The following is a 24,726-nucleotide window of genomic DNA, read 5'->3' on the forward strand; positions in this document are numbered from 1 at the left end:
CCTGCACGGGCGTGAGGCAGCGCAACTGACAGGCAGAGCGCCCGACGAGCCTGAACCAGACCCCGCTTCCTGAAGATCATTTACGGGACAGCCCTAAGCTGAAGGAACAAGCATGAGCACGCCCACTCCGGCCCCGTCGACACTCACGTGGCGCAAGTCGTCCTATAGCGGGTCGCAGGGAGACTGCGTCGAGGTCGCGCACACCGCTTCCGGCTGGGTCGCCGTGCGGGACTCCAAGGACACATCCCTCGGCATGACCTCGGTTCCCTCATCCGCCTGGTCCGCGTTCATCACCAACGTGAGCGCCGGAAAGCTGTAGCTGCAGCAGATGGTGAGGGGGCCGCCCGGCGGCCCCCTCACCATCTCGACCACGCGTAGATCGCAGTGAACTACCGTGCTGGGTAGGGCCTTTTTGATTACGACGGTCCGTACGCTGCAAGCGGGAGGAGAGCCTGATGCGACCGGCCATGTTGGCGTACTCCGGACTCCGGACTCGCACGGTGGACGACCACCAATTCGTCGGCGCCGTCGACAACGGCTACCAGCACACGTTCCGGCTACAACTGTTCACCGAAAGCGGGCTACGACCAGTCGCCCTGGCAACCCAAGTGCGCGGCGAGGGCGCGAGTTTGACGAACCGGGCCGAGACATACGCCGCCCGCGTTTGGGAGCGCTGCTGTCCACAGGAGCCGGAACCACCATTGTGGATCCAGAACCTTCTGGGAGACGGTTCAAAGCCCGCCTTCGAATACGTCACGTTCGAGGTCCAGGGCCGCTTCCGCCTTGCCGATCCCGGCTGGGTTTCGGTTCCCGAATCCGATCTCGTACGCCTCATCGGGATGCGCCCAGATGGGAATCGCGGCACGTGCACGCCGGTCGCCGAGGAAACGGCTCCTTCCCTGGAGTTCCAAGTCATCGAAGTCGCCGCACTGCCTGATGACCGACCGTTCCGGACCGAATTCTGCATGCCGCAACGATCTGCGCCAGAGAGCTTGGCCCGCCACTTCGGACGCCACTCCTGCTGTTGGTACCACGCGCAGGACTGGATGTCGGTATGCGAGCTCGCGGTCCATCTCGTTGAACAAGCCCGCTCCCACCGCGTGCCCATGGAGAACACGTGCTCGTATGTGCTGGAGCAGGCTGCTGCGATGGGCACGGGCGAGGAGCCTCTGGCCGCACTCAGAACACTCATCGACCCGACAAAAGCGATCTTCTGTCGGCCTGGGGTCGATGACACCTTCACCAACGGCAACCATCGGGCGCGGGCCCTCCGAGATGCCGGGGTGCCGCGCACGGTCATCCTCACCTACGCCGCATAGATCAGGCGCTCCGGCGCATGAGTTTGTCGTAAAGGATCTCCGTCTCCGCCTCGGTTCCGATCTTGAGGCGTCGGTTCACCTCGGCGAGCGTGTCGTACGCGGCCGTGACACCGTTCCGATTGCCGACGGCGTCCTCGATCAACATCCAGTCCTGGTACAGGACTTCAGCGCTGTCGTCTATGTCTAGGCCCTTCTTGACGGCGGCTCGGGCAGCGTCGAAGTCCGGGTGCGGGGCGGTGCGGTACCAGGTCGCCAGGGAGTGTGCGACGTCGGTGATGCGGGTCAGCATCTCCTGGGTGCGGGCAGCTGCCCAGGTCAGGTCTGCGCCACCGAAGGGCTGGCCGCGGACCATGTCCAGGGCGGCCTGCAAGTCGGGGAGGCTGGCGGTCGAGCCGGGCCTCAAGCCACGCTCGGCCAGCTGCTCGAAGCGGGTCCAGTCGCAGCGCACGCCTGCAGCGAGCCGGTAGGTACCCGCTTTGCTCGGCGGCAGGTACGGCTTGCCTTCGGGGTCTCTGCCGAGACGGTTACGCAGTTCGGAAATGCGTGACTGCAGCGTACGGGAGGACCATGGACTGCGCGGGTCCATGGCGTCGCACAGCGCGTCGGCGGAGATCCCGGGCCGGAAGTAGAGCACGGAGGCGAGCAGGGCGATGCGGTAGCCGTGCCCCGAGGCCTCGACTCCGGTCACGGTGATGGGGCCGAGCACGCTGATCGTCGGGGCGTTCAAGTCGTGTGCTGTGGCCTGCTCGTCCGCGTTGTCGGCCGGCGCCTGTTCAGCGGGAGGAGGGGTCGATTCGGACGGGTGCGGGGCCGCGTTCTCTGTCGGCTGTGCGCCGCGCTCCTCAGCGTCGTCGGTGGGCTCGGCGGCCGCCTCGGGGCGGGGCATCACGCGCAGAGGGGGGGTCGTCTGCGTGGTCGTGGTGGTGTTGGCGGCGGTGAAGGCGAGCGGGATGGTTGTTGGGCTGGCCTCCGCGACGGAGTCGGTGCCGGTGCCGGTGACCAGAGGGGTCTGGGTGATGGTGACCGGGGGGACCTGCTGCCAGGGGCCTTCGGCGGGCCGTGCCGGTTCTTCCGCGCCGCGCAGGGCGGTGACGAGCTCGCGGTAGTCCTGGTCGCTCATGGCGGTGGCGACGAGTTCGCTGTCCAGGAGGTCGAAGCGGGCAGGTGCGCTGGTGCCGACGGGCAGCACGGGGGCGTCGGGGAAGACAGTGCGGGCTTGCCGGGCGGGAAGGACGGCCGCGACGGGGAAGTCACCGGCGGTGATGAGCGCCTGTTCGAGTATCCGGGCCGCATCCGCGTCTGCGCTGATGGCGCAGATCAGCATCCAGGGAAGTGGCTCGAGGGCGTCATCCGGCATCTGGTGGTGTTCCAGCAGCATGGAGCCCAGATCACTTTGGGCCGCGCGCAGGTGGGGAACGGCGCGCATCCGGCCCTGGGGCAGGAGGACCGGGAGTTCGTTGCCCAGGCCGATAGTGAGGATCTCGGCGCGGTCGCACCATGCGCTGGTGGCGGCTTCCAGGGCGATGACGCGCGCGGTGGCTCGTACGGCGTCGTCGTCGCCGTCCAGGAGCAGGACTCGGGCCGTGGTGAGGTTGAGGAGGACGTGACTGCCGTCTGTGTCCTCGCCGAGCGTGGTCAGCCCGGGGTAGGGCGCCGGGATCTCCAGGGCCTCGTCTTCGCCGAGGAGCTGCTGCTGGCCGTCGAGGACCCACCGCGTCGGTGTGTGCTGGGTGAAGGGCGGCAGCGCTTCGGTGGAGTCGTCGCTGCGGGGTGCGAGGAGGAGTTCCACGGTGCGGGCGGTGACGCGCGCGCCGCGTACGGCGGGAAGCGGCACGCCCTGTGTCTGAGCGTGGTGGCTCAGGGTGCGCAGGGCCTGGTCGAGGAGTTGGACGCTGCCCGGCTCGCTGTTCGCCTCCAGGGACTGCTCGATGGGGGCCGGCTCGGCGGGCATGGCGATCGTCTCCCCCGGCTTGCGACGGCGACGCTGCAGCAGCCGCTTCAGGCCCAGGGTGGCGAGCAGGCCGCCGGCCAGCAACAAACCGACCCCAGTGATCTGGCCCGCTGTTGATGCCACCGGGCTGGACGAGCTCTGTGGTTCGGCTGCGGAGGCCTCAGGGGTGGTCTGCGCGGGTGCCGGGGTCTGAGGCTTCGCCGAAGGCTCGGACGGAGCCTGTCGTGTGGGTGCGGTCGACTCCGGCTTCGATGACGGCTCAGGCTTCTCGGGCGCCCTCGTGGAGGGCGCAGCGCTCGGCTCGCTCTTCTCCTGGGAGGGTGTCGGCTTGGCGGAACTGGGGCCGCCTGCCGGGGCGCCGGAGTCCTGGCCTTCCTGGCCTCCGGCGGCGGGGGGCTGCTTCGAGGTGTCGGGTGTATGCGCGCGGTCGTCTTCGCCCGGACGTTCCTTCTCAGGTGTGGCCGAGGGTGCGGCGTCTGGGTTTTGCGCGGGCAGGATCAGCTTCTGCCCCGGATAGATCAGGTCGGGGTCGGTGAACTTGTGACCGTAGGGCTGGTCGGATCCCTTGTTCAGCTCGAAGATCTCGCCTCCGCGGGCGGAGTCGCCGAGCTCTTCCTGGGCGATGCTGTTGACGGTGTCGGCGGGACGGACCGTGTAGGTCTCAGGGTCGCCCTTCTGGCCGTCGTTGGTCCCGGCCGATGCTGTCCTGGTGGTCTCCGCGGCCGCCACCGTCGCCGTGGCTCCGCGTGGCGTCGAGGTGCTCGCGTAGGAGGCGTCGACGGGCAGGACCAGGCGCGTCCCGATCGGCAGGATGGTGCTGGTGGGCAGGTCCGGGTTGAGGGCGCGCAGTTCGGTGGAGCGCTGGCCGTCGCCCAGGACCTGGCTCGCGATGCCCCACACGGTCTCGGCGTCCCCGCCGACGACGTACACCTGCCGGCCGGCGCCTTGTTGTGCGGCGGGCGCGGCTTCGACGTGCTGCGGGGCGCTGATCTGCTGCGGAACATGCCCAGTGGACGCGGCGCTCGCGGGTGCGGAGGCGGCCACGGCGGTTCCGGCAGGAAGGACCAGCAGGCCGCCCAGGAGGAAGGCTGCCAGGCGCTGGGGGGCGGCGAAGCCGCGCACGCGGCGCGGGGCGCGGTGGCGCAGCAGGTAGAAGGCCTCGATGAGGACCGAGACGGTGAACCACGCCCACGCTGCCCAGGCCACCAGTGTCAGGGCGGTGAACAGGTGGGTGAAGGAGTCGTCTGAGGAGGTGAGCGCGTTGCCGATCTGACTGCCGGTGGGCATCTGGTCGGGCAGGGTGCCGACCACCAGGAGCAGCGTGGGGATGCCCGCGATCAGGAGGGTGAGGGCGATGAGGCTGCCGGTGGCCCGCAGCAGCCGCACAGGCAGCGGCGAGTGGGAGCGAAGAGGCGGCATGTTCATCCTTCGGGGGTGGAGCGCACGAGGGTGCCGGTGGCTCGGCCGGTGACGTCGACGTCGCCGTAGCCGAATGCGCCGAGCAGGAGGGGGTGGTAGGTGTCCTTCACCGTCACGTTGATCTTCTGGCCGTTGTCAGACACCTCGACGGTGCCGGTGGCTCCGGCCTGGTGCAGGAACTGGCGGGCGGCACGGGCGGCTTGTTCGGGGTCGGCGGCGGTCCCGCGTCCGTTGATCGCCTGGCCGGGGCGGATCTGCTGGCCGGCGGCGCGGGCGGCTTCGGCGGCGAGGTCTTCGGTGTCGGCGGAGGCGTTGATCATGCCGCTGCAGTCGACGAGAGCGGCGAGCATCGCCAGCAGGACGACGCTGAAGCCGAGGAAGTAGATCGTGACAGAGCCGCGGTCGTCGGTGCGGGCGCGGTGCACGAGGTCGTGCCCGCGGCGCGGCCGGCGGTGCCTCATCGGGTGCCCTCCTTCTCGGTGAACCGGTCGACGTAGCTGGTCCGGGACGACTTGAGCGTCTTGGCACCGGGGAGCCCGGGGACCGAGAGCTGCGAGACGTCGACGGTGCAGCTGACCGCTACCGTCACCGCGCCCTGCTGTCCCACTGCGGTGGGAAAGTGGGTGGTGTCGACCTTGACACTGCTGGCCGAGCACGTTCTGCCCGATGCGTCCAGTGAGGAGCTGGCGGCCTCTTGCGCGGCTGCGCGGGCAGCCTCGGGCGAGTCGGCGCGGGTGGCGGCGCGGGCGGCGGCCGCGGCAGCGTTCGAGGCGGTGTTGTCGCCCATACCTGCCAGTCCGTAGGCGACGAACAGGCCGAGCAGGGGCAGCACCACAACGAGGCACGCGAGGGCCTCCAGCGTGGCCGACCCGCGGTCCCCCGAGGGGACACGGCCTGCGACGGCGCGGCGCACCCGGTCCAGGAGCGTTCGGTTGGCCGCGCGAGGAAGGTTGGTCATTTCTCGACGACGTCCTCAGCGCTGCGGCGGATGTGGATGTCCCAGAACGGGACGATGCTCATGACCTGCGTGTCGACCGTGACGCGTACCCGGTCGCCGGTGGACCCGGTCGTGGAGACGCGGACGTTGCGCATGATGCCCACGCGCGCCAGCCAGTCCTCGGCGCGGTCGGCGCCTGCGCCGGGGCTGGACTGGTACGACGATCCGGTCTCGGCTCCCTTGCGGGCCGCGGTCTGCGCGGCGTTGGCGCCGAGGAACCAGATGCCCAGCTGCAGGCCCAGACACAGCAGGAGAAACAGCATGGGGGCGAGCGCGGCGAACTCCAGCGTGGCACTGCCGGAGTCTCCCTGCAGGCCCTGCCGCTTCAGCAGGTGTCTGAGCCGGTGCATGGTCAGTTACCCACGGCCGACTTGAAGTTGTCGATGAGGTCGCCGAGGACGCCGTTGTAGGCGGCGGCGAACAGGCCGACGCCCAGAAGGACGATGCCAGCGAGCCCGAGCGCCTCGAGCGTGCCCATCCCTGCGTCGCCGTGCACGAGGTACCGCCTCGAGTGCCAGGCACCGGTCAGGCGCCGGTTGAGTCGGGCGATGAGCTTCATGTCGAACTCCTCTGATCTGTAAGGGGTGTGGGGGTGCCGGGTGGTCAGCCCTGGATGCTGAAGGCGTGCAGTGCGGGGTAGCCGATCATGGCGAGAATCACGGCGAAAATGAGAGTGCTGGGCAGCGGGAGTTTCTCGATGGCTCCGGACGCGGCGGCGAGTTTGTCGGTGCGCCACTTCGTACGCATCGCCTTGGCCTGGGTGTCGAGCACGTCACGGATCTGCCCACCCGCAGTGCCGAGCGAAAACGTGCCGGCGGGTGCGGACAGTTCCGGGATGCCCAGCTCATCGCCGAGTTCGTTGAGGGCGACGGCCAGGTTCACGCCCGCCAGGTCGGCCCGGTTAAGCGTGGCGCGCAGCCGGGTGAGTACCCAGTGGTCGCCGACCTGGACGGTGCGGATCAGTGCGTCCTCCACGCCGATGTTGCCGCCGCGCTCCAGCCGGGCGCGTTCCAGGAGTGAGGCCACGGCGTAGCGGAATTCCCGGCGCCGTGCCTGGGCCTTGGTGCGCAGGTCGTGGGCGGCGTTGAGCCAGATCACGGCCGCCAGGAACAGGGACACCAGCAGCGGCGGAACGACAGGCAGCCGAACGCCGGCGAGCAGGAGCAGCACGCTGAGGGCCGGCAGCATGAAGAACGCGGCGATGGTGCCCAGGACCCGGTCGCCGACGAACTGCGCAGGCGTCTTGTCCAAGAGGGCGAGGTCCTGGCGGGGCACCGTGACCCGGTGCCCGTAGCGGGCCAGGACGAGAGTCCCCGTGCGCTCCACCAGCTGCCGGCTGCTGTCCTTCGTCCCGGTGCGGGTGAGAGGCCGAGGCGTGTATGGGCCGGTGGCATCGAGTCGGCCCAGGACGGCGTCCGGGTCCGGGCGGGAGGGCATGGCGGCCCGGACCAGGAGGAACACTCCCCCACCGAGCAGGCCGCCCAGGCCCATGGCAACAGGTGAGATCACAGCATCCCCCTCGCGGGCTGGTCGGCGGCCACGCCGCTCACGGCGTCGGAGCTCTGGGTGCGGCCGGGCAGAGCGTTCAACAGCCGCGGGTCGGGCCGGTCGCTGGCCATCCGGCGCAGCCACCACAGGGCGACCGTGAACAGGCCGGCGAAGATGATCAGGGTCATCTGGCCGGCCACGGTGCGGTAGACGCCGCTCCACGACGGGTTGGTCAGTACCCAGGTGGCCAGGGCGAGCGCGCCGAGCGAGGTCCACCGGGTGGCGACCCGGGAGGTGTTGCGCTTTGCGTCGATCTCCCGCGCTGTCGTGGCTTCGTCCAGCAGGAAGGTCGACATGGTCTGCAGGGCGTGGCTGAAACCGCGGCCGGGAGTCTGTGTGTGGGTGAGGAAGGCAAGCACGAGGTTGTCGACTGCGCCGTCTGCGAAGGTGTCGGCGAACTGGCGGTATGCGTAGGCGGGATCCATGCCCATGCGCAGGCGGGCCGCGAGCGTGCGGACCTGGTCGCGGATCACCTCGGGGGCGCGGGAGGCGGAGGTGTCGATCGCGCTCTCCAGCGTCGCCGATGCCTTGTGCATGCCGGCGAGTTGCTGCAGCCACTCGGCGAGTGCCTCCAGGCGCTGCATCTGCCGCTCGCCGCTGCCCGCCGGGTTCCAGATCCAGGGCAGGCCGAGCACGATCGCGCCGGCCAGCAGTCCGTGGACGGGGCGCAGGAACACGATCCATCCGGTGATCGTCGCGGCTGCGGCCGCCATGACGATCCACCGGTAGCGGGCGGCCCACTTCTCGGGCAGCGAGGTTCGCATCCGTTCGATGGCCTGCGCGGTACGCGACGGCGGCTGCTCGGGCCGCACGACCACACCGCGCGCGCCGCGCACCGTCAGCAGCAGGCCGACGGCGAGCAGCGCGCCCAGCATGGCAGCGAGCAGGGTCCACTGGGCGGTGGCCATCAGGCGGCCCTCCCCGGAGCGGAGCGGCGGATCAGGTCCAACGGCCGGGGCCAGCCGACGTGTTGGGGCTGGAACCAGTCGGTGTTGAAGCCCACGTTCTCCAGGTCACCGATGCAGACCGGCGGGCGGTGGAAGGTGGCGCGCGGATCGGTGTCCGTGGGCTGGAACACGTAGTTCCACGATGGCTTGCCGTCCTCACCCGGGCGGATCTCCACGATGTGGGAGATGAACCGGTGGACCTTGCCGCCGATCTGCCGCTGGTCGATCTTGCGGACGAACACGATGAAGTGGACGGCCGTGGAGATGACCTCGTGGATGTCCTCACGGTTCCGGCCGGGGCACAGGCTCACCAGACGGGGAACGATGAGGGACGGCTCGTCCGCGTGCATGGTGCACATCGAGCCGCGGCCGCCCGCACTCATCGCGTCCAGCATCGCGGCCGCCTCATCACCGCGGACCTCGCCGACAATGACACGGTCACCGGAGGTGCGCATGGAGTGCGCGAACATGTCCGCGACCGTGATGCGGCCAATCTCCCGGCCACTGTCGTCGGTCTCCCCATTGGAAGAGCGGGCCTCGAGGGACAGGGCGTGCGGGGTGACGCCGTGGACGTAGTCCTCGTCGAGGTAGAGCTCCTTGTCGGACTCCAGCACCGTCAGCCACTCGTCCGCCGGCACCATCTTCGCCAGAATCCGCAGCAGCGAGGTCTTACCCGCGTCCACGTTCCCCACAATGAGCAGGTTCTTGCCCGCGAGAACGAACGCGTACAACAGCGCAGCCAGCGCCGGGCTGACCGTGCCCCACTCGACGAACTGCTCCATCGTGGAGCGGCGGGTACCGTGCCGCCTCACAATCAGGTACGGCCGCGCGGCCAGCGAGCCGGCCTCGGCGCGAGAGCCGTCCCGCAGCCGGAAGGACACCATGGGCGTGCTTGGCGACAGGCGCCGCTCCTTGTGCCCGGAGTTCTTCGCGAGCTGATTGATGAGCTCTTCCAGCGCGGCGGCGCTATCGGCGATCGGGGCGAACTCCTGCGTCGGCTTGGACCGGTAGCGCACGAGAACCCGCTCCGTGTCGACACGGATGTTCTCCACGTCCTCGTCGTCCAGCCAGCGCTGCAGCGGACCGGCCGAGAAGATCAGGTCGAAGACGTCCTGACTGACCCGCTCGATCTCCGACGGGGTCAGCGGTGTGCGCCTGGCCGCTTCCTGCATCGCCCACCGCGACACATGCCGGGCCACCACGTCGCGGGCACGCTCACGGCGCGCTTCCTCCGACGGCATCGGCTCTTGCTCGTCCGCGTCGGCGATGGCGTCGGCGATCTTGTCGCGCAGCCCCGCGAGGGTCGCCGCGTCGGTCGGCAGCGCGCCCCCCACAGCTGCGGGCTGATCGACGCCGGACGGCGAGGATCCGCTTTGCACGGTGACTGCCCGCGGTACAGAGCGGCCGGCCGGAAGGCTCGGCCCACCAGCGCCGCCGGGCGCCTGCGCTGCCGGTGACTGCCGCAGCAGGTCGGACAGGCGCGGCACGGCTCCGGCCCCGTTCACCGGGGGCTGAGTGTGGTCAGGCATGCCCGGCCCCCTGCTGCGTCACGGGGGCTTGCAGACGGTTGGCGGCAACCCGCTGCAGCATGCTCGCCACGACCGGAGACGTCACCGGCGCGGGCTGCATCTGCAGGCGCGTACGACGGGTGTTCACCTCGGCTTGGATCGCCTCACATGCCTTGCGTGCCTGCTGGAGCAGTTCCAGCTTGCCGGCCTTGACCGACCGGTCCGGCCCGTAGGTGAACAACCGGGCGGTGACTGGGTCGAAGGGCAGTATGGCCACCACGGGCGACTGCAGGTGTTGGGCGATCGCGCTCGACGTCATCCCGCGCCCCCTGCCCTCCTCCGCGATCATCACCGTGCACAGGGCGTCCGCCCCGGTGCCCGAGCGGTCCAGTTCCTCACGCAGCGCACGCGCCACCGGCACGGACTGCGCTACCGAGGTCACGGTGTTGCGTACGACCAGCAGCACCAGGTCGGCCCGATGCAGCAACGGAGCCGGGTACAGCGTGGGGTGAATACGGCCGGGCTCCACCACAACGCGGCCGGCGTCCACGAACACGTCGTAGTGGGCCTTGTGGTGCATCGACTCCAGCAGGCCCGCCAGCGGCTCCCACGTCCCTTCGAGCGCGGCCGCCTGCATAGGGTCGGTCAGACCGGGCATGACCCACCGGTTGCCCTGCTGGTCCAGCGGCCGCATGTGCGCCTCGAACACATCGGCCAGCTGGTCATACAGACCCGCCTCGGCCAGGTGCCACAGGCCTACCTCGTGACCCCACCGGCCCTGGGCATAGCCGTGTCGGATGCTGCCCTGCGACGCATCTGCCTCCACCAACAGCGACACATGCGGACTGGCCTGCGACAGCGCAAGCGACGAGACGGTCGTCCCTGCGCTGTGCGCGGACGTCAATACGATCACTCCCACCGCACTCAGCCCTTCTTCGAGAGCGCGAGCGCGATGTCGCCGCTAGTGGCCTGAGCTGCGACGGTGCCGCTGACGTCCTGGCCGACCGCGATCTGCACGACCGTGTTCCCTGACGTGTCCGGCTTGCCGATCTTCCAGATCCGCCCCGTCGTATCGAGGCCCGCCGGCTTATCAGACGTCCCGCCCCCGGCGGTGTCCTCGCCCGGCGTCACAATGCGTACGGTGTCGCCACTCTCCATCGCGCTGATCGGGGCGGCACCCGGCTTCACCTCGACCGCCACGAGTTCCTCACCCTGGCGAAGGTCGTTGCCGTTCGACAGCTGGCCTTGTGACAGCAGCGATCCGGGCACCAGGTGCACGGCGGCACGGCGCCCCACGACGTCCTTGCGGCCTGCGGCGGCGTAGAGCTTCAGGCCTGCGTCAGGCGGTAGAGCCACCACCTTCAGGTCCTCGTTCGTGATCGCCTGCCCAACTGGTACATCGCGGGCGAGCGCGAGGACGTCCGTGCGGTCGGTCGCGGTGTTGAACAGCCAGCCGATGCCCAACGCTGCGGTCAACACGCAGCCGAGGCCCGCGGCCATGGCGGATCGGCTGCGTCGGCGCGGTGGCAACGGATCGGAGATCCCCACCTGTGGACGCACGATGGCGTCGCCCCCGGGCGGTGCCGGCGGGGCGGGAATCTGCGCTGAGCCCTTCAGTGCCACTGGTTTGCCTTCCACATCTTTAGTCGAGGACCTTCATCTCGCCGACGTTCACCGTGAAGTCGCTCTCCCGGATCTCCGTCAGCTGCCCCGTCTCTCCACCGCCACCGGTCACCTGCCAGTCGACCTTCCACGTCGCCGTCGCCGTCCCGCGGAACTTGCCGTCAGGCTCGTCGCTGGAGGACGCGCGGAAGAAGTGGCCGCAGTCCGGGGACTCCTGCAGGTCCTTCGCCGCCGACGGGTGCTTTTCGACATAAGCGTTGTAGTCGGTCCCGGGGCCGTCACAGGACTCGGCCCTGGCGCCATCGCCCATGTCCCACTTGATCGACGTGACCTTCGCCGTGGCCGTCACGGTCACGCCGCCGGCCGTCGCGCTCGCCGTGTTCGGCCCGAACGTCGTCGGCCCCTGATCGACCCACAGCCACATCGGCACGCCCACGGTGTACTCGCCGCCCGGACGCGGACTGGCGATCTTCGGGCCGACGAGCTTCATGGAGTCGACAGCACGGCGAGCGACCACCTCTGGATCGATGGCCGGACCAGCGGGGTTCGCTCCATCAGGGATCCACACCACGCCGATCCGACCAGTCGCGGGGCACATCACCTGGTACGCGGCTCCCTTGCCGCCCTTCTTCTTGCCGTCCTGCATCGCAAGGTTCTCGGCAGGCGGCTGAGGAACCATCTTGGTGTACGTGCAGTCAGACTTGGAGGACCCAGCGGAGGAGCTTTTACTGTCGCTCGCCACGCTTCCTCTGCGCCCGGGCGCACGCGAGGTGTCCTTAGCGCATACCTTCACGTACAACGTCGCGCCCCTGCAGTGAGATCCGCCCACTTCACCTTCTGCGCCGTCTGCGTGCGCGGCAGGGGCAGCTAGCCCACCCAGGAATAGGGCTGTAAGGACAGCGGCTCCGCGCCTCAGCATGTCGGCCCACCTTGCGGGTCGATGTCGGTCACCATCCACCGGCCGTCCCAACGCTCGGCCTTGGCGGTCGCTACGTAGCGCAGCGGTTGCTCGCTGGGCAGAGGGATGACCTTCTTCGCCTTCAGGTCGTACGTCTCGTACTTCGACAGGTCGACGCAGTCGCTGAGGGTCGCCTTCGGAGTCTTCGCCTTCAAGTCGAGCGACGTGACCTTTGCGTCATGTTGCACGGCGCCTCGGACTACTGTGCCTGACTCCTTCATGTGCACCAGATCGATTCGGATCTTCCCTAGCGCATCGAGCGTGGCGTACTTCTGGAGGTCCGTGCCCTTCTCCTCGGCCTTCTGGTAGGCCTTGGCCTGTTCTCGGGTCATGGCGTCGTAGACATCCATAACCGCTGCCTTCTCGGCCGCCTGCGGGTCAGCAGACTTTGAAGGTTGGACTGCCCTTTCGGTCTTCGCCGGTGTACTCCGCGGCTTAGACTCGTCCGACTTCGAACCCGAACTGCAGGCCGTTGCGCCGAATACGCAGCTCGCAACAACTACCATGCCGACTAGCCGGTTTCGGCTGCGAAGTGTCCTTCGGTGCGTTCGTCCCGTGCGCATCCGAGCGCCTCCCCGTTGGTCGTCGGTGTCGTGCCAGTGACCTGCAGTGCCTCGCTCTGCGCAGTGGTGCGGTTGCGGCGAGCGTGGCCGATGAGGTTGCCGTGCACATGCGTACGCTACGCAAGAATCGGTCAACATCCCAGCCCGGTCTGCCAGCTCGCCGGGACGCTATGCCATCAATTCCGGTCAACTGGACAGATGGGGGCTTCATTGATGCGGACGCTCCCGTTCCAGAGGCGGTTTCAGTCGGCGGGCTCACTCGAAGAGATGACATTCCATTCGCGGCCGAAATCACAGACGGAGGGGCTGCTTCTTTAGGTTGTCGACGTGTTCCCTTACACACGACACTCAACGGACAGGCTGCCAACGGGTGTTGTGGCGCTTGAGGAGAATCCGCGCGGCACGGCCGTCCTCGGCGTTGCCAGCAGGGTCGGTGCCGGCCCACACGAGATGCACCCGGACGCGCCCGTCCGTAGTTGCGCGCGCGATGCCGGCCTGGATGCGGACCTCGCGGTACACGGCATGTGGCGGCGGCCCGGTGAAGTAGTCGGGCCAGGCGTCCCTCCCCCGGCCTGTCACCTCAGCCGTCCAGATGCGGGAGGCGAGGGCGACGAGCTCTTTCTCCTTTGCGGCTGGCATGTCCTTGGGGAAGGCGCGGTCGAGCATCCGCTGTACAGCGTGATCTCCGCCCGGGCCGTCCCCAGCGACGGGTACGTCAGTAGGAGGCAGGTCGCTCGAAGCCGGAGAGGTGCGCGCATGCCTCTCCGGCTCTGCGGGCAATGCTGCCTGGGACGGGACGCTCGACGTGGCGGATCCCGTGGAGACGGGCTTTGGCGTCGGGGCGGAGGAAGGTGCCGAGCGCGCCATGTGCGGTCCGGGCCATAGCAGTAGTGCCCCGATGACGGTGCATGCGAGGGCGGCGACGAGCGGCAGCGCGGCGGATTGTCCCCTGCCGTGCGGGGTGCGGGCCGTCATGTCAGCCGGGCTCCCCCGGCGAATCCGTGGTCCCAAACTGGTTCGGTTCTCACTTTGGTGCCTGGGCGGGCGGCGTTGACCATTTTCCCGTCTCCGAGGTAGATGCCGACGTGATAGATGGTGCTGTCGTTGCCGGGGGCGAGCGCGAAGAAGATCAGGTCGCCGGGCGAGAGAGCGCCGACGCCCCGGTCGGCGGGGATTCTCGTACCGTGCGTGGACTGGGCGGCCGCTGTACGGGGCAGTGTGATGCCGGCCTGGGCGAAGGCGTAGCCGGTGAGGCCGGAGCAGTCGTATCCGGTGATGTGGGCGCCCGATTTGCCGCTGGGTGAGCAGCAGGTGCCCTTCGTCGGACCGCTGGCTGATCCGCCGCCCCAGGAGTAGGGAGTGCCGATCTCTGCGAGGGCGGCGTTGATGGCGATGCGGGCCTTGCCGGTGGCGCCTTGTCCGATGCGGATGGTGCCGTCGCCGAGCTGGCTGTAGCGGTCGATGTTGGACTCCACGTCGTCGACGTACGCCCACGAGTGGTTGTACTGGTAGATCGCTGAGTGGAGCTGGGAGCGCTTGGTGAGGTCGCGGCCGTTGCCGCACAGGTAGACCGCGGCGCCGAGGGCGGCGTCGTCGGCGTTGTGCGGGTCCTTCTTCCCGTCGCCGTTGCCGTCCCGGCCGCTGCCTTTCCAGGTCAGTGGCATGAACTGAAAGGGTCCTTCCGCGCGGTTGTTGCCGTCAGGAAAGACAGTCGTGTTGCCCCCGACGCCGCTCCCGTCGAGGAGCGGGCCGAGGATGTGCGGGGTGATGTCGCCGTTGTCGGCGATCTTGCGGCCGCCTGCGTGGTTCGACTCGATCTTGGCGATTCCCGCGAGGACGGCCCAGGTCAGTCCTTTGCATTTGGGCTGCTCGGCAGGAAGCTGGGCGGCTGCGTTCTGGTAGGCGAGCAGCATGCGCTCGGGGATGCCGGCCACCTTGCCGACGGTTGCGGGCTGAGTGGCGGAGGCGTCTGAGCGTTGTGTGGACAGGGCGAAGGCGAGGGGGATGGCGACGAGGACCATCAGTAGCGCGGTGAAGGCGCATCCGAGTTTCCTCACGGGTAGTCCCAGCGGGAGTCGGTCGGGTCCGGTTCCCACGGGAAGCGCTGGGTCCAGACCTCGTCGCGGACATGCCCGTTGTCGGTGAGGCCGCCGAAGTAGACGGGGTCACCGTTCTCGTCGTGCCAGGTCTCGCGCCAGTTCCGCAGACGGCTGGCATTGTTGATCGGGTCTGCCACCGACTGGTAGCCCCGGCGGATGGGGGTGGTCAGGTCTTCCAGGCCGGCGCGGGTGTCCGCGTTGAACTGGTCGCCGACGCGGCTGTAGTGGGCGCGCTGGCGCCCGAACTCCTGGCTGAGATCGCTGCTGAGGGTGCTGGTGGCGCGGCGGGCCCGGGTCCAGGTGGCGGGCAGGCCGATGGTGGAGTAGTAGGCCAGCTTGCCGGCGCCGACCATGACGCGGCCGCCGCGGGTTCGCTTCAGCTGTTCCTCGAGCCGGGCGCCGATGGGCAGGTAGTTCTGGTCGCTGCTGTCGCTGATGATCTGTCCGGTGCGTCCGTCGATGACGGTGGGCAGGGGCCGGCCGTCCGGCCCGTGAGGCGTGACGGGCCGCGGCGTGCGCTTGGGGCCGATCAGCGCGGTGTGGGCGGTGCGCAGGCCGAGCGCGATCGGGGCCAGGCCGCGGGCGGATCCGGCCCGCGCCTCGGCGAGCATCGCGGCGGGGTGGCCGAGCAAGCCGTCCGGGTCACCCAACGCGCGCATCTGGGAGGTGAGTTGCGCATGCCTACCGAGCAGGGCGGAGTGGCTGGGCGAGGCTCCCAGGGACAGTGAGCCGCCGCGCAGGGCGCCCTGGTGGCCGAGGGAGGAGAACGCGGCCGCGGTGGAGGCGGCGTTGTCGCCCATGGTGTGGGATCCGCCGATCTTCGCGTAGCGCATCCGTTGCGGGATGAGGTCGGCGACGCTCTTGCCGCGGCGCAGCAGGATGCGGTGGCCGGCTAGGGCCATGAGGGCGAGGCCGTCGAGGAGGAACAGCCGCTCGACGAGCGGGCCGTCGCCTTCGGCGAGCAGGACGCGGGCGGTCAGCCCGAAGAACGGGATGAACACGGAGATGATGAACAGTACGAGGCAGGCTGCGGCGTTGTAGCCGACCCATTTCCACAGCACCCCGCGGTTGGGGCCGGGCAGCATCGCCCAGGCGAACACGACGACGGCGACGACGGCGCAGATGACGTAGCCGACCTGCGCGAGGATCAGGGCCATCGCCAGGGAGATGACGACGAGCGCGATGATGGCGGCGGCGACCAGGACCAGGAGGGCGCCGATCACGCGGTCCCAGGTGGCCTTCTCCATGTAGGCGGCGACCGATTTGCCGTCGTCCCCGGCCTTCTTGAACTTTTCGACAGCTCCGTCGGCATCATCGCCTCGCTGGCAGTACGCCTTCCCGGGCCCTGCGATCTTGTCGCACGGGTCGTTCTTGATCTTCGGGGGGTCGATGAGCTTCTTGTGGACCTTGTAGAGGGGGTCGTCCTTGTCGATGATCCGCCCGTATTCGAGGAGCATGTACGGCTGCACGACGAGGACCTGGGTCAGGGTGCGGGTGATCGGCCCGGATACGTCGGCGGCGACCGGGGCGCGGCGTCCGCTGACGCAGGTGTCGTGTGCGGGGCCTGCCACGGCGTCGCACTGGGCATCACGCTGCTTGCGCGCGGCGCTGTCGCCGGACGTGCTGGGGGTGGTGGGCTGGGCGCGGCAGGCGGCCTGGGCGGGTCCGGTGATCAGGTCGCACGGGTCGTTGGCCTTGTGGGTGTCGCCGCCGTCGGTGGTGAGGGTGGCGGCCTCGAGGGCGGCGCGCTGGGTCTGCTGAACGGGTCCGTCGTGGCCGAGCAGCATGTCGGGCCGGACCAGGGAGGTGGCGGCGAGTGCGGCGATGAGCAGGGTGAGGAAGATTTCCCCGATGCCCCGTGCCACGCGTCCCCGCATGATCAGGATGAGGCCGAACACGAAGGTCCAGGTGAGGAAGAGCGGGGCGATGCCGAGCGGGCCGACGACGCTGTCGCGGTAGGCGTTGGACAGGTCCTGGGCCGGGCCGGCGAGCTTGTCGATGACCGGGAATCGGTAGGCCCAGTCCACGAGCCAGGCGGAGAAGCCGACGAGGTTCCGGGCGAGCGCGAAGGTGCCGGTCATGAGGAATTCCAGGCCGTCGTTCATGGCGGCGGAGATGGGGTCGGTCATGCCGCCGTCCCCGGCGTGGCCGGTGAGTTCGTAGCGGTCGATGGTGACGCCTTCGGGTCCCTGCACGTGGAACGGGCCGAGCAGTCCGCCGTCCTCCTCTCCGTCCGCGGCGAACGAGGGGGCGGCGGTGGCGGTGAGGATGAGCAGGACCAGGACGGCGAGGGTGGTCAGGCGGGCGGTGCGCTGGCTGGCGTACAGGCGCGTCAACATCATCGGGTCCTCCTGTTCCGGCGCAGCAGAGCGACGACTCCGGCGAGGGCCGGCGCGGCCAGCAAAAGGCCGATCCGGGCCGGGTGGGCGGCGGCGGAGTGGGGGGTGGTACCGCCGCGCTCGCAGTACGCGTGGGCCGGGCCGACGATGAGGTCGCACGGGTCGCTGCCGGAGCCCTCGGTGCCGCTCGTGTCTGCGGCGCTCGTGGTCGAGGTGGCGGGCAGGGTGCGCGCGGTGTGCTCGGGCCTGGGTGTCGTCGAGTCGGTGGCGAAGGCATTGCCGGTCTGCGGCCACCAGGCGTCCGGCAGGCCGGGCGTGGCGAGGACGACGGTCAGGGCGCCGGCCAGCGCGATCAGCAGGGCTGCGGTGGCGGCCGCGCGGCGGATGCGGTGGGGGCGGAAGGTGTCGGTCTCGCGCATCGCAGCCTCCGGGAAGTATGGGCGGGCCGGGGAGAGGTGACGGGGCCCGCCGGTCGGGACAGAGTGGGAAACAAGGGCGGGCATACGGGGTCTCCTGAGGCCTGATCAGCGGGAACGGGGTGTGATCTCACTGTTCGCCCGTCCACTCACCACGCCGCTCGCCATCTGCGGCTGAGGGCGGTGACAAGGCCATAACTCTGGAAGCCAGTGGTCGTGGTGAGTGGGCGATCGTGTGTATGCAGTGGCGTATAGCCCGGGGCTCAGAGCGCGGCGGTGGTCAGGCCCTGTTCGACGGCGGGAGGGGCATCGCGGTCCGGCCCGGGCGTTGGTTCGGGGCCTTCGGGGTTGGTGAAGATCTGGTCGAGGAGCCGTTCGACGGCGGGCACCAGCACCTTGAAGCGGCCGATCGCCAGGCGGGGGTCGCGGGCGAGGATCTCGCCGGCCCGCTCCTGCTTGCCGAACGGGGACAGGCCCATGACGGTCGCCAGGAGCTCCTCGTCGGTGCCGGGCAGGCCGAGCCATTCCAGGGCGCGGGCGGCGAGTTCCGGGTCGGTGGTCCGGCTAACAAACCGGTAGGCGAGCAAGCCGGCGGTCGTGCTCGTGCCGAGTTCGCGGACGTCGTGGCAGCCGAGTCCGACGCCGGCGCCGTGCTTGCGGCCGTCGTAGACGACTTCGTCGACAAGGGCCTGGCCCTCGGCGGAGGAGGTCAGCCAGTACGCCTCGTCGAGCGGCAGGAGCGTGAAGCGGGGGTCGGTGAAGGCGACTTCGCGGGCGATCGCGGCGATCAGATAGAGCATCGCGCGGCCGATCAGCGCCTCGATCGGCTGGTTGGCGAGCAGTTCGGGCTGGGTGGCGGCTTCGCGTGGCGGCAGCGTGAGTCCGGCGGTGGTGATGACGACGAAGTCGTCCGCCGCGGTACCGGAGGTCAGGTCGAGCGGGGGCAGCGCCGGATCGAAGACGGCGGCCGCGAGCGGCTCGTCGGCGGCGACGCGCAGCCACTCGACGAGCCGTTCCGCGTTCTGGGCCCGAACGCCCTCGCCGCCCGCGATCTCGTCCAGGGCGGTGAGCACCTCGGCCATGCACGGCTGTTCGGCGGCCGCGGCCTGGGCGACCGCCTTCTTGAGCAGGGCGCCGTACTCGGTCATCGGGCCGATGTTGAGCTGCACGGTGAGGTAGCTGAGGGCGTAGCGGGCGCCGACAGCCGGGTCGGCGAACACGCGCAGTGGGTCGAGGGAGAGTTCGGCCTTGGCCGCGTCCACAATCTGGCAGCGGCCGGCGGCGGCGCTGCGAGCGAAGCGTGCCCATTCGCGACGCTTGGTGCGGTCGATCGCGATCACACGGCCGCCGCGGTCGACGATCGCGGAGGAGATCTCCTTGAGGAGGACACTCTTGCCGCCGCCGAGGTCGCCCGCGATCCCGAACGACGCACTGGCGTTGAGGTTCGGGGCGTTGGCGATGTCGAGGAGGACCGGGGAGACGGTGCCATGGTCCTGGGAGAAGCCGATCATGGCGCCGGTCGGGTCGCCGAAGGTGTGCCCGCTGATCGCGCCGTGCATCGCCCAGTCCTCGCCGAGCTGATGCTGGGCGTACTGGCGGATCTTGGGCGGCGCGGGGGTAGCGGGCAGGCCGAGCGCGAACAGTTCGGCCTGCTCGCCGACGGGCCGCTCCAGCCGGTAGGAGTGACCGCGCAGTTTCGCCTTGAGGGCCCCGGCCCGGCGATCGCACCCGGCGGCAGTGTCGGCCCACACCGACATCACGGTGACGGCCTGGACTTCGACCTCGACGCTGGTGCGCGAGGCGCGGGTGCCGAGATCGCCGAGGTCTTCGGCCGCGTCGTGCAGATCGTCGGGAAGGCCGGTGGCGGCCTGGGCGGCGTATTGCTCGGCCTGGTCGACGAGGTCACGCTTCTTCCGCTTGACGTCGTCGACGACCTTCTCGGCCTCCACCACCTTCAGGTCCACGACCCAGTCGACGGGGAACGGCATGTGCTCCAGGCCGGCGAAGAAGTCGGCCCCCTTGGACAGGAACTTCCGCGGCTGCTCGGCGAGAGCGAGGTGAGCCTGATACGAGGTGCCGGCCTCGGTGTCGACCTGGAGCCAGCGGCGCCCCATCTCGAGCTTCTTGCCGCTGGGGGCCTTCTTCCCCCAGCCGCGCACCGAGGAAGCCGCGGACGGCGTCGCGGATGTGGCGTCGTCGGTGCCGCCCTCGAGGAGGCAGACGTGACCGAGGTCAGCGTGCGAGGGAGCGCGCAGGACGCCACCGACGAGGTGGCTGGCCCGGCCATCCGAGCGCTCTGCCTCGGCGAGCAGCGGCTCGTCCAGGCCGCGGGCGAGGGCGTGCTGGTGCATCCACACGATCTCGGCCGGAAGCGCGGGGCGCAGGTGCAGTCCGCCGCCGAGCTCGGCGGCCAACTGGCGGGCGCGCTGCTGCAGGTCTGCGACCTCGCGCGCGGGCACGGGGGCCGGGGGCAGCCCCAGAGTGCGGGCCAACTCCGCCCACGCGACAGTGAACGCGGCGCTCACCTCGGCCAGCATGCCGCTCTTGTCGAGCGGGACGGCCAGCCACAGGGTGCGCCGGTGCATCTCCACCGGGGAGCGCAGGTCCTCTCCCGCGAGCAGCCGCAGCTGTGCGTCCGCGACCTCGGCCCAGTACGGGCGGCGCTTGTAGTCGACCCCCTGCACAGTGCGGGCGATGACCTCGCCGGGGTCCTGGCGGGCGCACAGCCCGTACAGGCGGGCGGCGCCCGGCAGGGAGCGGACGAGTTCGGTGATCCGGGCGTGCAGGTCGTCGCGGGTGCGGTCGCTCATGTAGCGCGACCCCTCTGCGGGCAGGGCCCAGATCGCCCATACGTCACCCGAGGTGGACCACACCAGGTTGTCGACGATGTGACGGATGGCCAACTTCATCAGGACGCCTCCTGGCGCTCGCGCAGCATCTGCTGCAAGGGGGTGGGGGCCGGGCGCGGACCGGTGGGCCGGACGACTGCGGGGGCAGTTCGCCGCCGACCCCCCGTGGGTGCGCCGCGGCGCCGCCCAGTCCGGCAATACGGCACCGACGGCGCGTTCGTCGTGTCGATGGAACTGGTGGAGATGAGGAAGGAGCCCCCCAACTCACTGGTGCGCGGAGCACGCGCGGTGCGTCCGCCGATCCGGCCGGTGCTCGGCTGCAGGGTGAACTGCAGCCAGCCCGCAGCCACATACAGCGGGGAGCGGCCGCCGATACGAGAGGCGCGGGCCAGCCAGATGGCGAAGCCGAGCGCGACCGGCGGGACCGGGCCCATCCAAGACCACAGGGCGAACGTCTTGATCAGAAGGAAGACGCCCCCGACCGCGATGATCAGCTGGGCGTAGGTGTACGGGCCCAGCCACAGCACCCAGTCGCCGATCTTGCCGATGACGGAGGGGTAGCGGCGGGCCTTGGTGTACGTCCGGCCGACGCGCGCGGGGGCGCTGGTCGCGGTGCTCATGCCGTGCCCGCCTCGCCAGCCGGGGTCGCGGTCGCGTCGGTGCGCGGGCCGGGCACGAGCGGTGCATGGACCTGTCCGGCGCCCTTGATGTTGGTGATCTCGTTGGTGAAGAAGTCCGACAGGTCGGCGCGGCCGGAGTAGATGCCGTTGCAGATGACCAGCCCGATCAGGGCGCCGATGCCGGCCTTCACGGAGAACTTCTTGACGATGGTGGTGACCACGATGATCGCGAGGGACAGCTTGAGTGCCCCGTCGGCCCAGCTGTTGCCGATGCTGAGCAGGTGATCGCCGACCTGCTTGAACTCGCCGGCCAGGACGACCGATTGGACGGTAGTCAGGGTGTTCATCGGGCGAGCTCCTTGGGGGTCGTGGCGGCCAGGGCCTGCACGGCGTGGCCAGTCGTGAGGGTCGTGTCGGGCGCGGACGCGGAGTTGGCCGTGCCGCTCGCGCCGGGCTCGGTGGTGCTCAGGCCGGAGTCGAGGGCGGTGACCTCCCAACGGCCGTCGCGGGCGTGCAGGGTGAGCGCGTACGACAGCGGCCACTGAGCGCCGCTGGTGTCCGTCGCAGTGATCGCGGCCTGTACCTGGACGGTGCTCGGGCCGGAGGCGGGGCGACCGTCGGTGTCCTGCACGCTGCGCAGCTGGTCGACCTGGAGCGAGGCGTAGGGCGACGGCGCGGCGAGGGCGGGCAGCTGGACGCCGGGGGCGAGGTAGCGGTCGGCGCCCTCGGCGGCGCCGAGGTAGGCGGTCAGGAACTCCTGCGTGGTGGTCGCCAGCGGCGAGTCGTCGGCCACGGTGCGCTCATACGGCGAGTCGGGGGCGGCCTGGACGGCGGGCGCGGCGACCTCCATCGGCGCGGCGGCGACGGTGAACGCCTTCCCCGCGCCCGGCGTCTGGCCGGCGTCCTTCGCCAGAACGGGCACGGCGAAGTAGCGCACCACTCCCCCGCGACCGGTGACCGTCTTGCCGTCATCGGTCACGGACCGGGTGGGCGCGGCGAACTGCGCGGCGACCGTGACCGACCAGACGCTGGCGCGCTGGCGCACGGTGCGTACCGCGGCGAGCCGGTCGACGGCGGGAGCCTGCTTCGCGTCCCATTGGGGGGCCGGCACCGTGGGGGCGATCGCGGCCAGTTCGCGAGCGGCCGGGCTGTCCGGGGTGCCCGCGGCGAGCCACAGACTGAGGACGAGCTCGGCGTAGCCGCCGGGCGTGACCGATTCCGCCGTGACCGATTTCCTGACCGGGGTGACCGATTGCTGGGCCGTGGCCGCGAGCTCGGAGCGGGTGCAGCTGGAGATCAGGGCGAGCGGTCCGGCGGCGACCGCGACCCACACCGCGGCGCGGACGAGAGCGGCCCGCCGTACGGGCAGTGTGCGCACCGGGGGCGGCGCGGCGGGCTTGTCGGTGACCGATCCGGATCGGTCACGCTGTCGAGAACGGAGGGGCATCGACGGCTCCTTGAGGGGTGGTGCTGGTAGCCCTAGATTTCGCCGCCCCTCTCACCACGCCGCTGTCCACCAGTGCCCCGGGGCCGTCACGAGCCCATAACTCCTGCGTGGTGAGCGGAGCCTGACGCCGTGGTGAGTCCAGTGGTGAGTGCCGTGGTGAGTGCCCTGAGCTGTGGTGAGTCGCCGTTCGACGCCACTCACCACCGCAGTACGGACCCTCTTGAGCGCGTACGGGCGCAGAGCCCGGGAGCACGCCGAGCGACATATCCCGGACCGCCCGTGCGTCGGATGCACGAGCTGCGGAACGACGCGCGCGTCGCTTCGGGACCGGTCACGCAGCAAGTGGGATCCGCGCCGAAATCGGTCGCACGGAGCCGTGACCGGTCCGCAGAGATCGGTCGTGACCGGTGACCGATTCCAGGAAATCGGTCACCGGTCACGCCCTAGGAACCGGTCACGCACGGCCCATCGCAGGATCGGTCACGCCCATGAGTCCGGCCGGCCAGGGGCCTATGGAAACGACGAAGGCCCGATGACCGGAGCGGTCATCGGGCCCATGTGCCTTGTGTCGGTCAGCTTCTGACTGACCGAAGATGAGAGCGTCCGGCTGTCTTCTGCAGCTCCTCCCGAAGCGCCTTCGCCTCCCTGAACCGACGCTGACCGGTGCTCGTCGATACGTCCATGCGCCGGCTGACTTCCGCGCCGGACAGCTTCTTGTCCCGGGACTCGAGCTCCTCCATCCAGCCGATGATGGTCATCAACTGCTGACGGTGCTCGTCCTCCTGCCCCTGCAGCTGCGGCGCTCGTGCCGTCGCCTCGCCGGTGTCCGCAACCGTGACGCCCGCCTCCCAGCCTGCGGGCTGCTCCGCCGCCACCGGAGGCATCCCCACAGTCCCTGTCGCGGGTACGCCGTCGTGGTCTGCATGGGCCTGCGCCGGGATGGGGGCTGGGGCGGCGAAGAGCGGTTCACTCACGGGTGCCGACTCGGTGACCGATGACCGGTCACCGCCCGACGTGCTGGGCGCCGACTGCACGTGACCGGTGACCGGCTCGGTCATCTCCTGACGCTCTGCCGGACCGGCGACCGCGACGGGCTCGGTCAGCTCCTCCGTCGTCCACGGTCCGTGAAACTCCTCCGGCTCCCCTGCGGTCGCCTGCAGCAGTTCCTCGCCCCGGAGCTCGTCGTCGAGGCTCTGCGGGTCATATCCGCCGTGGTACTCCACCTCCGCGTGCTGGGGAGCAAACCACTGGCTCGAGTCGTCGGCGGCTACTTCGACCGACTCATCGGCGACCTGCGCCGGGACCAGAGCAGGGACGGGGCGTGCCTCGAGCTCGGCCGCAGTCTGCGGCGCGCGGGACGGCAGAGGGGGCGGCTCAATACCGGCGGCTTCCAGTCCGGCCGGCGCAGTCTCCTCCAGGGGCACGCCGTAGCGGGCCAGCCGCAGCGGCATCAGCGATTCGACCGGTGCCTTGCGCCTCCATCCGCGGCCGAACCGGGAGTGCAGCCGGGCCTGGTAGACGAGCCGCTCCTGCTCCAGCTTGATCACCGTCTCGTACGAGCGGATTTCCCAGAGCTTCATACGCCGCCACAGCAGGAACGTGGGCAATGGGGAGAGCAGCCACCGAGTGACGCGCACGCCCTCCATGTGCCTGTCGGCGGTGATGTCCGCGATCCGTCCGATGGCGTGGCGCGCGGCCTCGACGGCCACCACGAACAGGATCGGAATGACAGCGTGCATGCCGACGCCAAGCGGGTCGGGCCAGGCGGCCGCACCGTTGAACGCGATCGTGGCCGCGGTCAGCAGCCAGGCCGTCTGCCGCAGCAGCGGGAACGGGATCCGGATCCAGGTCAGCAGCAGGTCCAGCGCGAGCAGCACACAGATGCCCGCGTCGATGCCGATCGGGAAGACGTAAGCAAAGTTCCCGAACCCCTTCTCGACGGCGAGTTCGCGGACGGCCGCATACGACCCCGCGAACCCGATGCCCGCGATGAGGACGGCCCCGGTGATCACCACCCCGATCAGAACGCGGTGCGTCCTTGTCAGGATCAGTGCCTTGGGTCTGTTCGCCGCAGTCACGGCCGCCCCTCCGTCATCAGTAGTTGGCAAGAGAACACAGTGTCA

The 24,726-nt window shown here is 69.9% G+C and carries 23 protein-coding genes; 2 read left to right on the forward strand and 21 right to left on the reverse strand.

What is annotated here, in order from left to right:
- The first annotated feature begins 112 nt into the window (after positions 1-112).
- Both ACZ4E1_RS37495 and ACZ4E1_RS37500 read left to right on the forward strand, forming a co-directional pair.
- Positions 113-319 carry a DUF397 domain-containing protein gene (locus ACZ4E1_RS37495; protein WP_467548064.1) on the forward strand — a complete coding sequence of 69 codons (207 nt, stop codon included), beginning with the start codon at positions 113-115 and terminating at the stop codon, positions 317-319.
- Positions 320-500: 181 nt separating this feature from the next.
- Entirely contained in the window at positions 501-1,319 is an 819-nt protein-coding gene (locus ACZ4E1_RS37500) for a hypothetical protein (protein WP_467548066.1), read from the forward strand.
- A gap of 1 nt (position 1,320) precedes the next feature.
- On the opposite strand, the gene ACZ4E1_RS37505 is transcribed toward ACZ4E1_RS37500, so the two are convergent.
- The 21 genes from ACZ4E1_RS37505 to ACZ4E1_RS37605 form a co-directional block, all read right to left on the reverse strand.
- Entirely contained in the window at positions 1,321-4,689 is a 3,369-nt protein-coding gene (locus ACZ4E1_RS37505; RefSeq protein ID WP_467548068.1) for a LysM peptidoglycan-binding domain-containing protein, read from the reverse strand.
- Between the two features lie 2 nt (positions 4,690-4,691).
- Complete coding sequence (locus tag ACZ4E1_RS37510; RefSeq protein ID WP_467548070.1) at positions 4,692-5,150, reverse strand: TadE/TadG family type IV pilus assembly protein; 459 nt, start codon at positions 5,148-5,150, stop codon at positions 4,692-4,694.
- Positions 5,147-5,647 carry a hypothetical protein gene (locus ACZ4E1_RS37515; protein ID WP_467548072.1) on the reverse strand — a complete coding sequence of 167 codons (501 nt, stop codon included), beginning with the start codon at positions 5,645-5,647 and terminating at the stop codon, positions 5,147-5,149. The genes ACZ4E1_RS37510 and ACZ4E1_RS37515 overlap by 4 nt, the downstream gene beginning before the upstream one ends.
- Positions 5,644-6,036 (reverse strand): TadE/TadG family type IV pilus assembly protein, encoded by a 393-nt coding sequence (locus ACZ4E1_RS37520; protein ID WP_467548074.1) that lies wholly within the window; start codon positions 6,034-6,036, stop codon positions 5,644-5,646. Before ACZ4E1_RS37520 ends, ACZ4E1_RS37515 begins: the two co-directional genes overlap by 4 nt.
- 2 nt (positions 6,037-6,038) lie before the next feature.
- Entirely contained in the window at positions 6,039-6,245 is a 207-nt protein-coding gene (locus ACZ4E1_RS37525; protein WP_467548076.1) for a hypothetical protein, read from the reverse strand.
- A 44-nt stretch (positions 6,246-6,289) separates the two neighbouring features.
- The gene (locus tag ACZ4E1_RS37530) at positions 6,290-7,195 is read right to left on the reverse strand and encodes a hypothetical protein (RefSeq protein ID WP_467548078.1); all 906 of its coding nucleotides are present in this window, start codon (positions 7,193-7,195) and stop codon (positions 6,290-6,292) included.
- On the reverse strand, positions 7,192-8,142 hold the full coding sequence (locus tag ACZ4E1_RS37535) for a type II secretion system F family protein (protein WP_467548080.1): 951 nt from the start codon (positions 8,140-8,142) through the stop codon (positions 7,192-7,194). The genes ACZ4E1_RS37530 and ACZ4E1_RS37535 overlap by 4 nt, the downstream gene beginning before the upstream one ends.
- The gene (locus ACZ4E1_RS37540; RefSeq protein ID WP_467548082.1) at positions 8,142-9,560 is read right to left on the reverse strand and encodes a CpaF family protein; all 1,419 of its coding nucleotides are present in this window, start codon (positions 9,558-9,560) and stop codon (positions 8,142-8,144) included. Before ACZ4E1_RS37540 ends, ACZ4E1_RS37535 begins: the two co-directional genes overlap by 1 nt.
- 142 nt (positions 9,561-9,702) lie before the next feature.
- The gene (locus tag ACZ4E1_RS37545; protein WP_467548083.1) at positions 9,703-10,608 is read right to left on the reverse strand and encodes a hypothetical protein; all 906 of its coding nucleotides are present in this window, start codon (positions 10,606-10,608) and stop codon (positions 9,703-9,705) included.
- Between the two features lie 5 nt (positions 10,609-10,613).
- Complete coding sequence (locus ACZ4E1_RS37550; RefSeq protein ID WP_467548085.1) at positions 10,614-11,312, reverse strand: SAF domain-containing protein; 699 nt, start codon at positions 11,310-11,312, stop codon at positions 10,614-10,616.
- 19 nt (positions 11,313-11,331) lie between these two features.
- Positions 11,332-11,958, reverse strand: coding sequence for an ATP/GTP-binding protein (locus ACZ4E1_RS37555; protein WP_467548087.1), 627 nt, complete (start codon positions 11,956-11,958; stop codon positions 11,332-11,334).
- 266 nt (positions 11,959-12,224) lie between these two features.
- A complete protein-coding gene (locus ACZ4E1_RS37560) occupies positions 12,225-12,620 on the reverse strand; it encodes a hypothetical protein (RefSeq protein ID WP_467548089.1) in 396 nt (131 codons plus the stop codon).
- Between the two features lie 561 nt (positions 12,621-13,181).
- Complete coding sequence (locus ACZ4E1_RS37565) at positions 13,182-13,499, reverse strand: hypothetical protein (protein WP_467548091.1); 318 nt, start codon at positions 13,497-13,499, stop codon at positions 13,182-13,184.
- 305 nt (positions 13,500-13,804) lie between these two features.
- Complete coding sequence (locus ACZ4E1_RS37570) at positions 13,805-14,890, reverse strand: C40 family peptidase (RefSeq protein ID WP_467548093.1); 1,086 nt, start codon at positions 14,888-14,890, stop codon at positions 13,805-13,807.
- The gene (locus ACZ4E1_RS37575) at positions 14,887-17,274 is read right to left on the reverse strand and encodes a hypothetical protein (RefSeq protein WP_467548095.1); all 2,388 of its coding nucleotides are present in this window, start codon (positions 17,272-17,274) and stop codon (positions 14,887-14,889) included. Before ACZ4E1_RS37575 ends, ACZ4E1_RS37570 begins: the two co-directional genes overlap by 4 nt.
- A complete protein-coding gene (locus ACZ4E1_RS37580; RefSeq protein WP_467548097.1) occupies positions 17,271-17,690 on the reverse strand; it encodes a hypothetical protein in 420 nt (139 codons plus the stop codon). Before ACZ4E1_RS37580 ends, ACZ4E1_RS37575 begins: the two co-directional genes overlap by 4 nt.
- Positions 17,691-17,950: 260 nt before the next feature.
- On the reverse strand, positions 17,951-20,596 hold the full coding sequence (locus tag ACZ4E1_RS37585; protein WP_467548099.1) for an ATP-binding protein: 2,646 nt from the start codon (positions 20,594-20,596) through the stop codon (positions 17,951-17,953).
- The gene (locus tag ACZ4E1_RS37590) at positions 20,596-21,156 is read right to left on the reverse strand and encodes a hypothetical protein (RefSeq protein WP_467548101.1); all 561 of its coding nucleotides are present in this window, start codon (positions 21,154-21,156) and stop codon (positions 20,596-20,598) included. Before ACZ4E1_RS37590 ends, ACZ4E1_RS37585 begins: the two co-directional genes overlap by 1 nt.
- Entirely contained in the window at positions 21,153-21,503 is a 351-nt protein-coding gene (locus ACZ4E1_RS37595) for a hypothetical protein (protein ID WP_467548103.1), read from the reverse strand. The genes ACZ4E1_RS37590 and ACZ4E1_RS37595 overlap by 4 nt, the downstream gene beginning before the upstream one ends.
- Entirely contained in the window at positions 21,500-22,603 is a 1,104-nt protein-coding gene (locus ACZ4E1_RS37600) for a conjugal transfer protein (RefSeq protein WP_467548105.1), read from the reverse strand. The genes ACZ4E1_RS37595 and ACZ4E1_RS37600 overlap by 4 nt, the downstream gene beginning before the upstream one ends.
- Before the next feature lie 572 nt (positions 22,604-23,175).
- Positions 23,176-24,681, reverse strand: a complete 1,506-nt coding sequence (locus ACZ4E1_RS37605; RefSeq protein ID WP_467548107.1) for a DUF2637 domain-containing protein — start codon at positions 24,679-24,681, stop codon at positions 23,176-23,178.
- Between the last annotated feature and the right edge of the window lie 45 nt (positions 24,682-24,726).

Source organism: Streptomyces sp. NPDC025806 (assembly GCF_055558275.1).

What these genes read in the sequence shown, in the direction of transcription:
- ACZ4E1_RS37515 (WP_467548072.1), bottom strand. Translation starts at nt 5,647, where the DNA reads ATGACCAACCTTCCTCGCGCGGCCAACCGAACGCTCCTGGACCGGGTG.
- ACZ4E1_RS37560 (WP_467548089.1), bottom strand. Translation starts at nt 12,620, where the DNA reads ATGGATGTCTACGACGCCATGACCCGAGAACAGGCCAAGGCCTACCAG.
- ACZ4E1_RS37525 (WP_467548076.1), bottom strand. Translation starts at nt 6,245, where the DNA reads ATGAAGCTCATCGCCCGACTCAACCGGCGCCTGACCGGTGCCTGGCAC.
- ACZ4E1_RS37555 (WP_467548087.1), bottom strand. Translation starts at nt 11,958, where the DNA reads ATGCAGGACGGCAAGAAGAAGGGCGGCAAGGGAGCCGCGTACCAGGTG.
- ACZ4E1_RS37580 (WP_467548097.1), bottom strand. Translation starts at nt 17,690, where the DNA reads ATGCGCGAGACCGACACCTTCCGCCCCCACCGCATCCGCCGCGCGGCC.
- ACZ4E1_RS37535 (WP_467548080.1), bottom strand. Translation starts at nt 8,142, where the DNA reads ATGGCCACCGCCCAGTGGACCCTGCTCGCTGCCATGCTGGGCGCGCTG.
- ACZ4E1_RS37510 (WP_467548070.1), bottom strand. Translation starts at nt 5,150, where the DNA reads ATGAGGCACCGCCGGCCGCGCCGCGGGCACGACCTCGTGCACCGCGCC.
- ACZ4E1_RS37590 (WP_467548101.1), bottom strand. Translation starts at nt 21,156, where the DNA reads ATGAGCACCGCGACCAGCGCCCCCGCGCGCGTCGGCCGGACGTACACC.
- ACZ4E1_RS37575 (WP_467548095.1), bottom strand. Translation starts at nt 17,274, where the DNA reads ATGATGTTGACGCGCCTGTACGCCAGCCAGCGCACCGCCCGCCTGACC.
- ACZ4E1_RS37520 (WP_467548074.1), bottom strand. Translation starts at nt 6,036, where the DNA reads ATGCACCGGCTCAGACACCTGCTGAAGCGGCAGGGCCTGCAGGGAGAC.
- ACZ4E1_RS37565 (WP_467548091.1), bottom strand. Translation starts at nt 13,499, where the DNA reads ATGCTCGACCGCGCCTTCCCCAAGGACATGCCAGCCGCAAAGGAGAAA.
- ACZ4E1_RS37495 (WP_467548064.1), top strand. Translation starts at nt 113, where the DNA reads ATGAGCACGCCCACTCCGGCCCCGTCGACACTCACGTGGCGCAAGTCG.
- ACZ4E1_RS37600 (WP_467548105.1), bottom strand. Translation starts at nt 22,603, where the DNA reads ATGCCCCTCCGTTCTCGACAGCGTGACCGATCCGGATCGGTCACCGAC.
- ACZ4E1_RS37595 (WP_467548103.1), bottom strand. Translation starts at nt 21,503, where the DNA reads ATGAACACCCTGACTACCGTCCAATCGGTCGTCCTGGCCGGCGAGTTC.
- ACZ4E1_RS37585 (WP_467548099.1), bottom strand. Translation starts at nt 20,596, where the DNA reads ATGAAGTTGGCCATCCGTCACATCGTCGACAACCTGGTGTGGTCCACC.
- ACZ4E1_RS37505 (WP_467548068.1), bottom strand. Translation starts at nt 4,689, where the DNA reads ATGCCGCCTCTTCGCTCCCACTCGCCGCTGCCTGTGCGGCTGCTGCGG.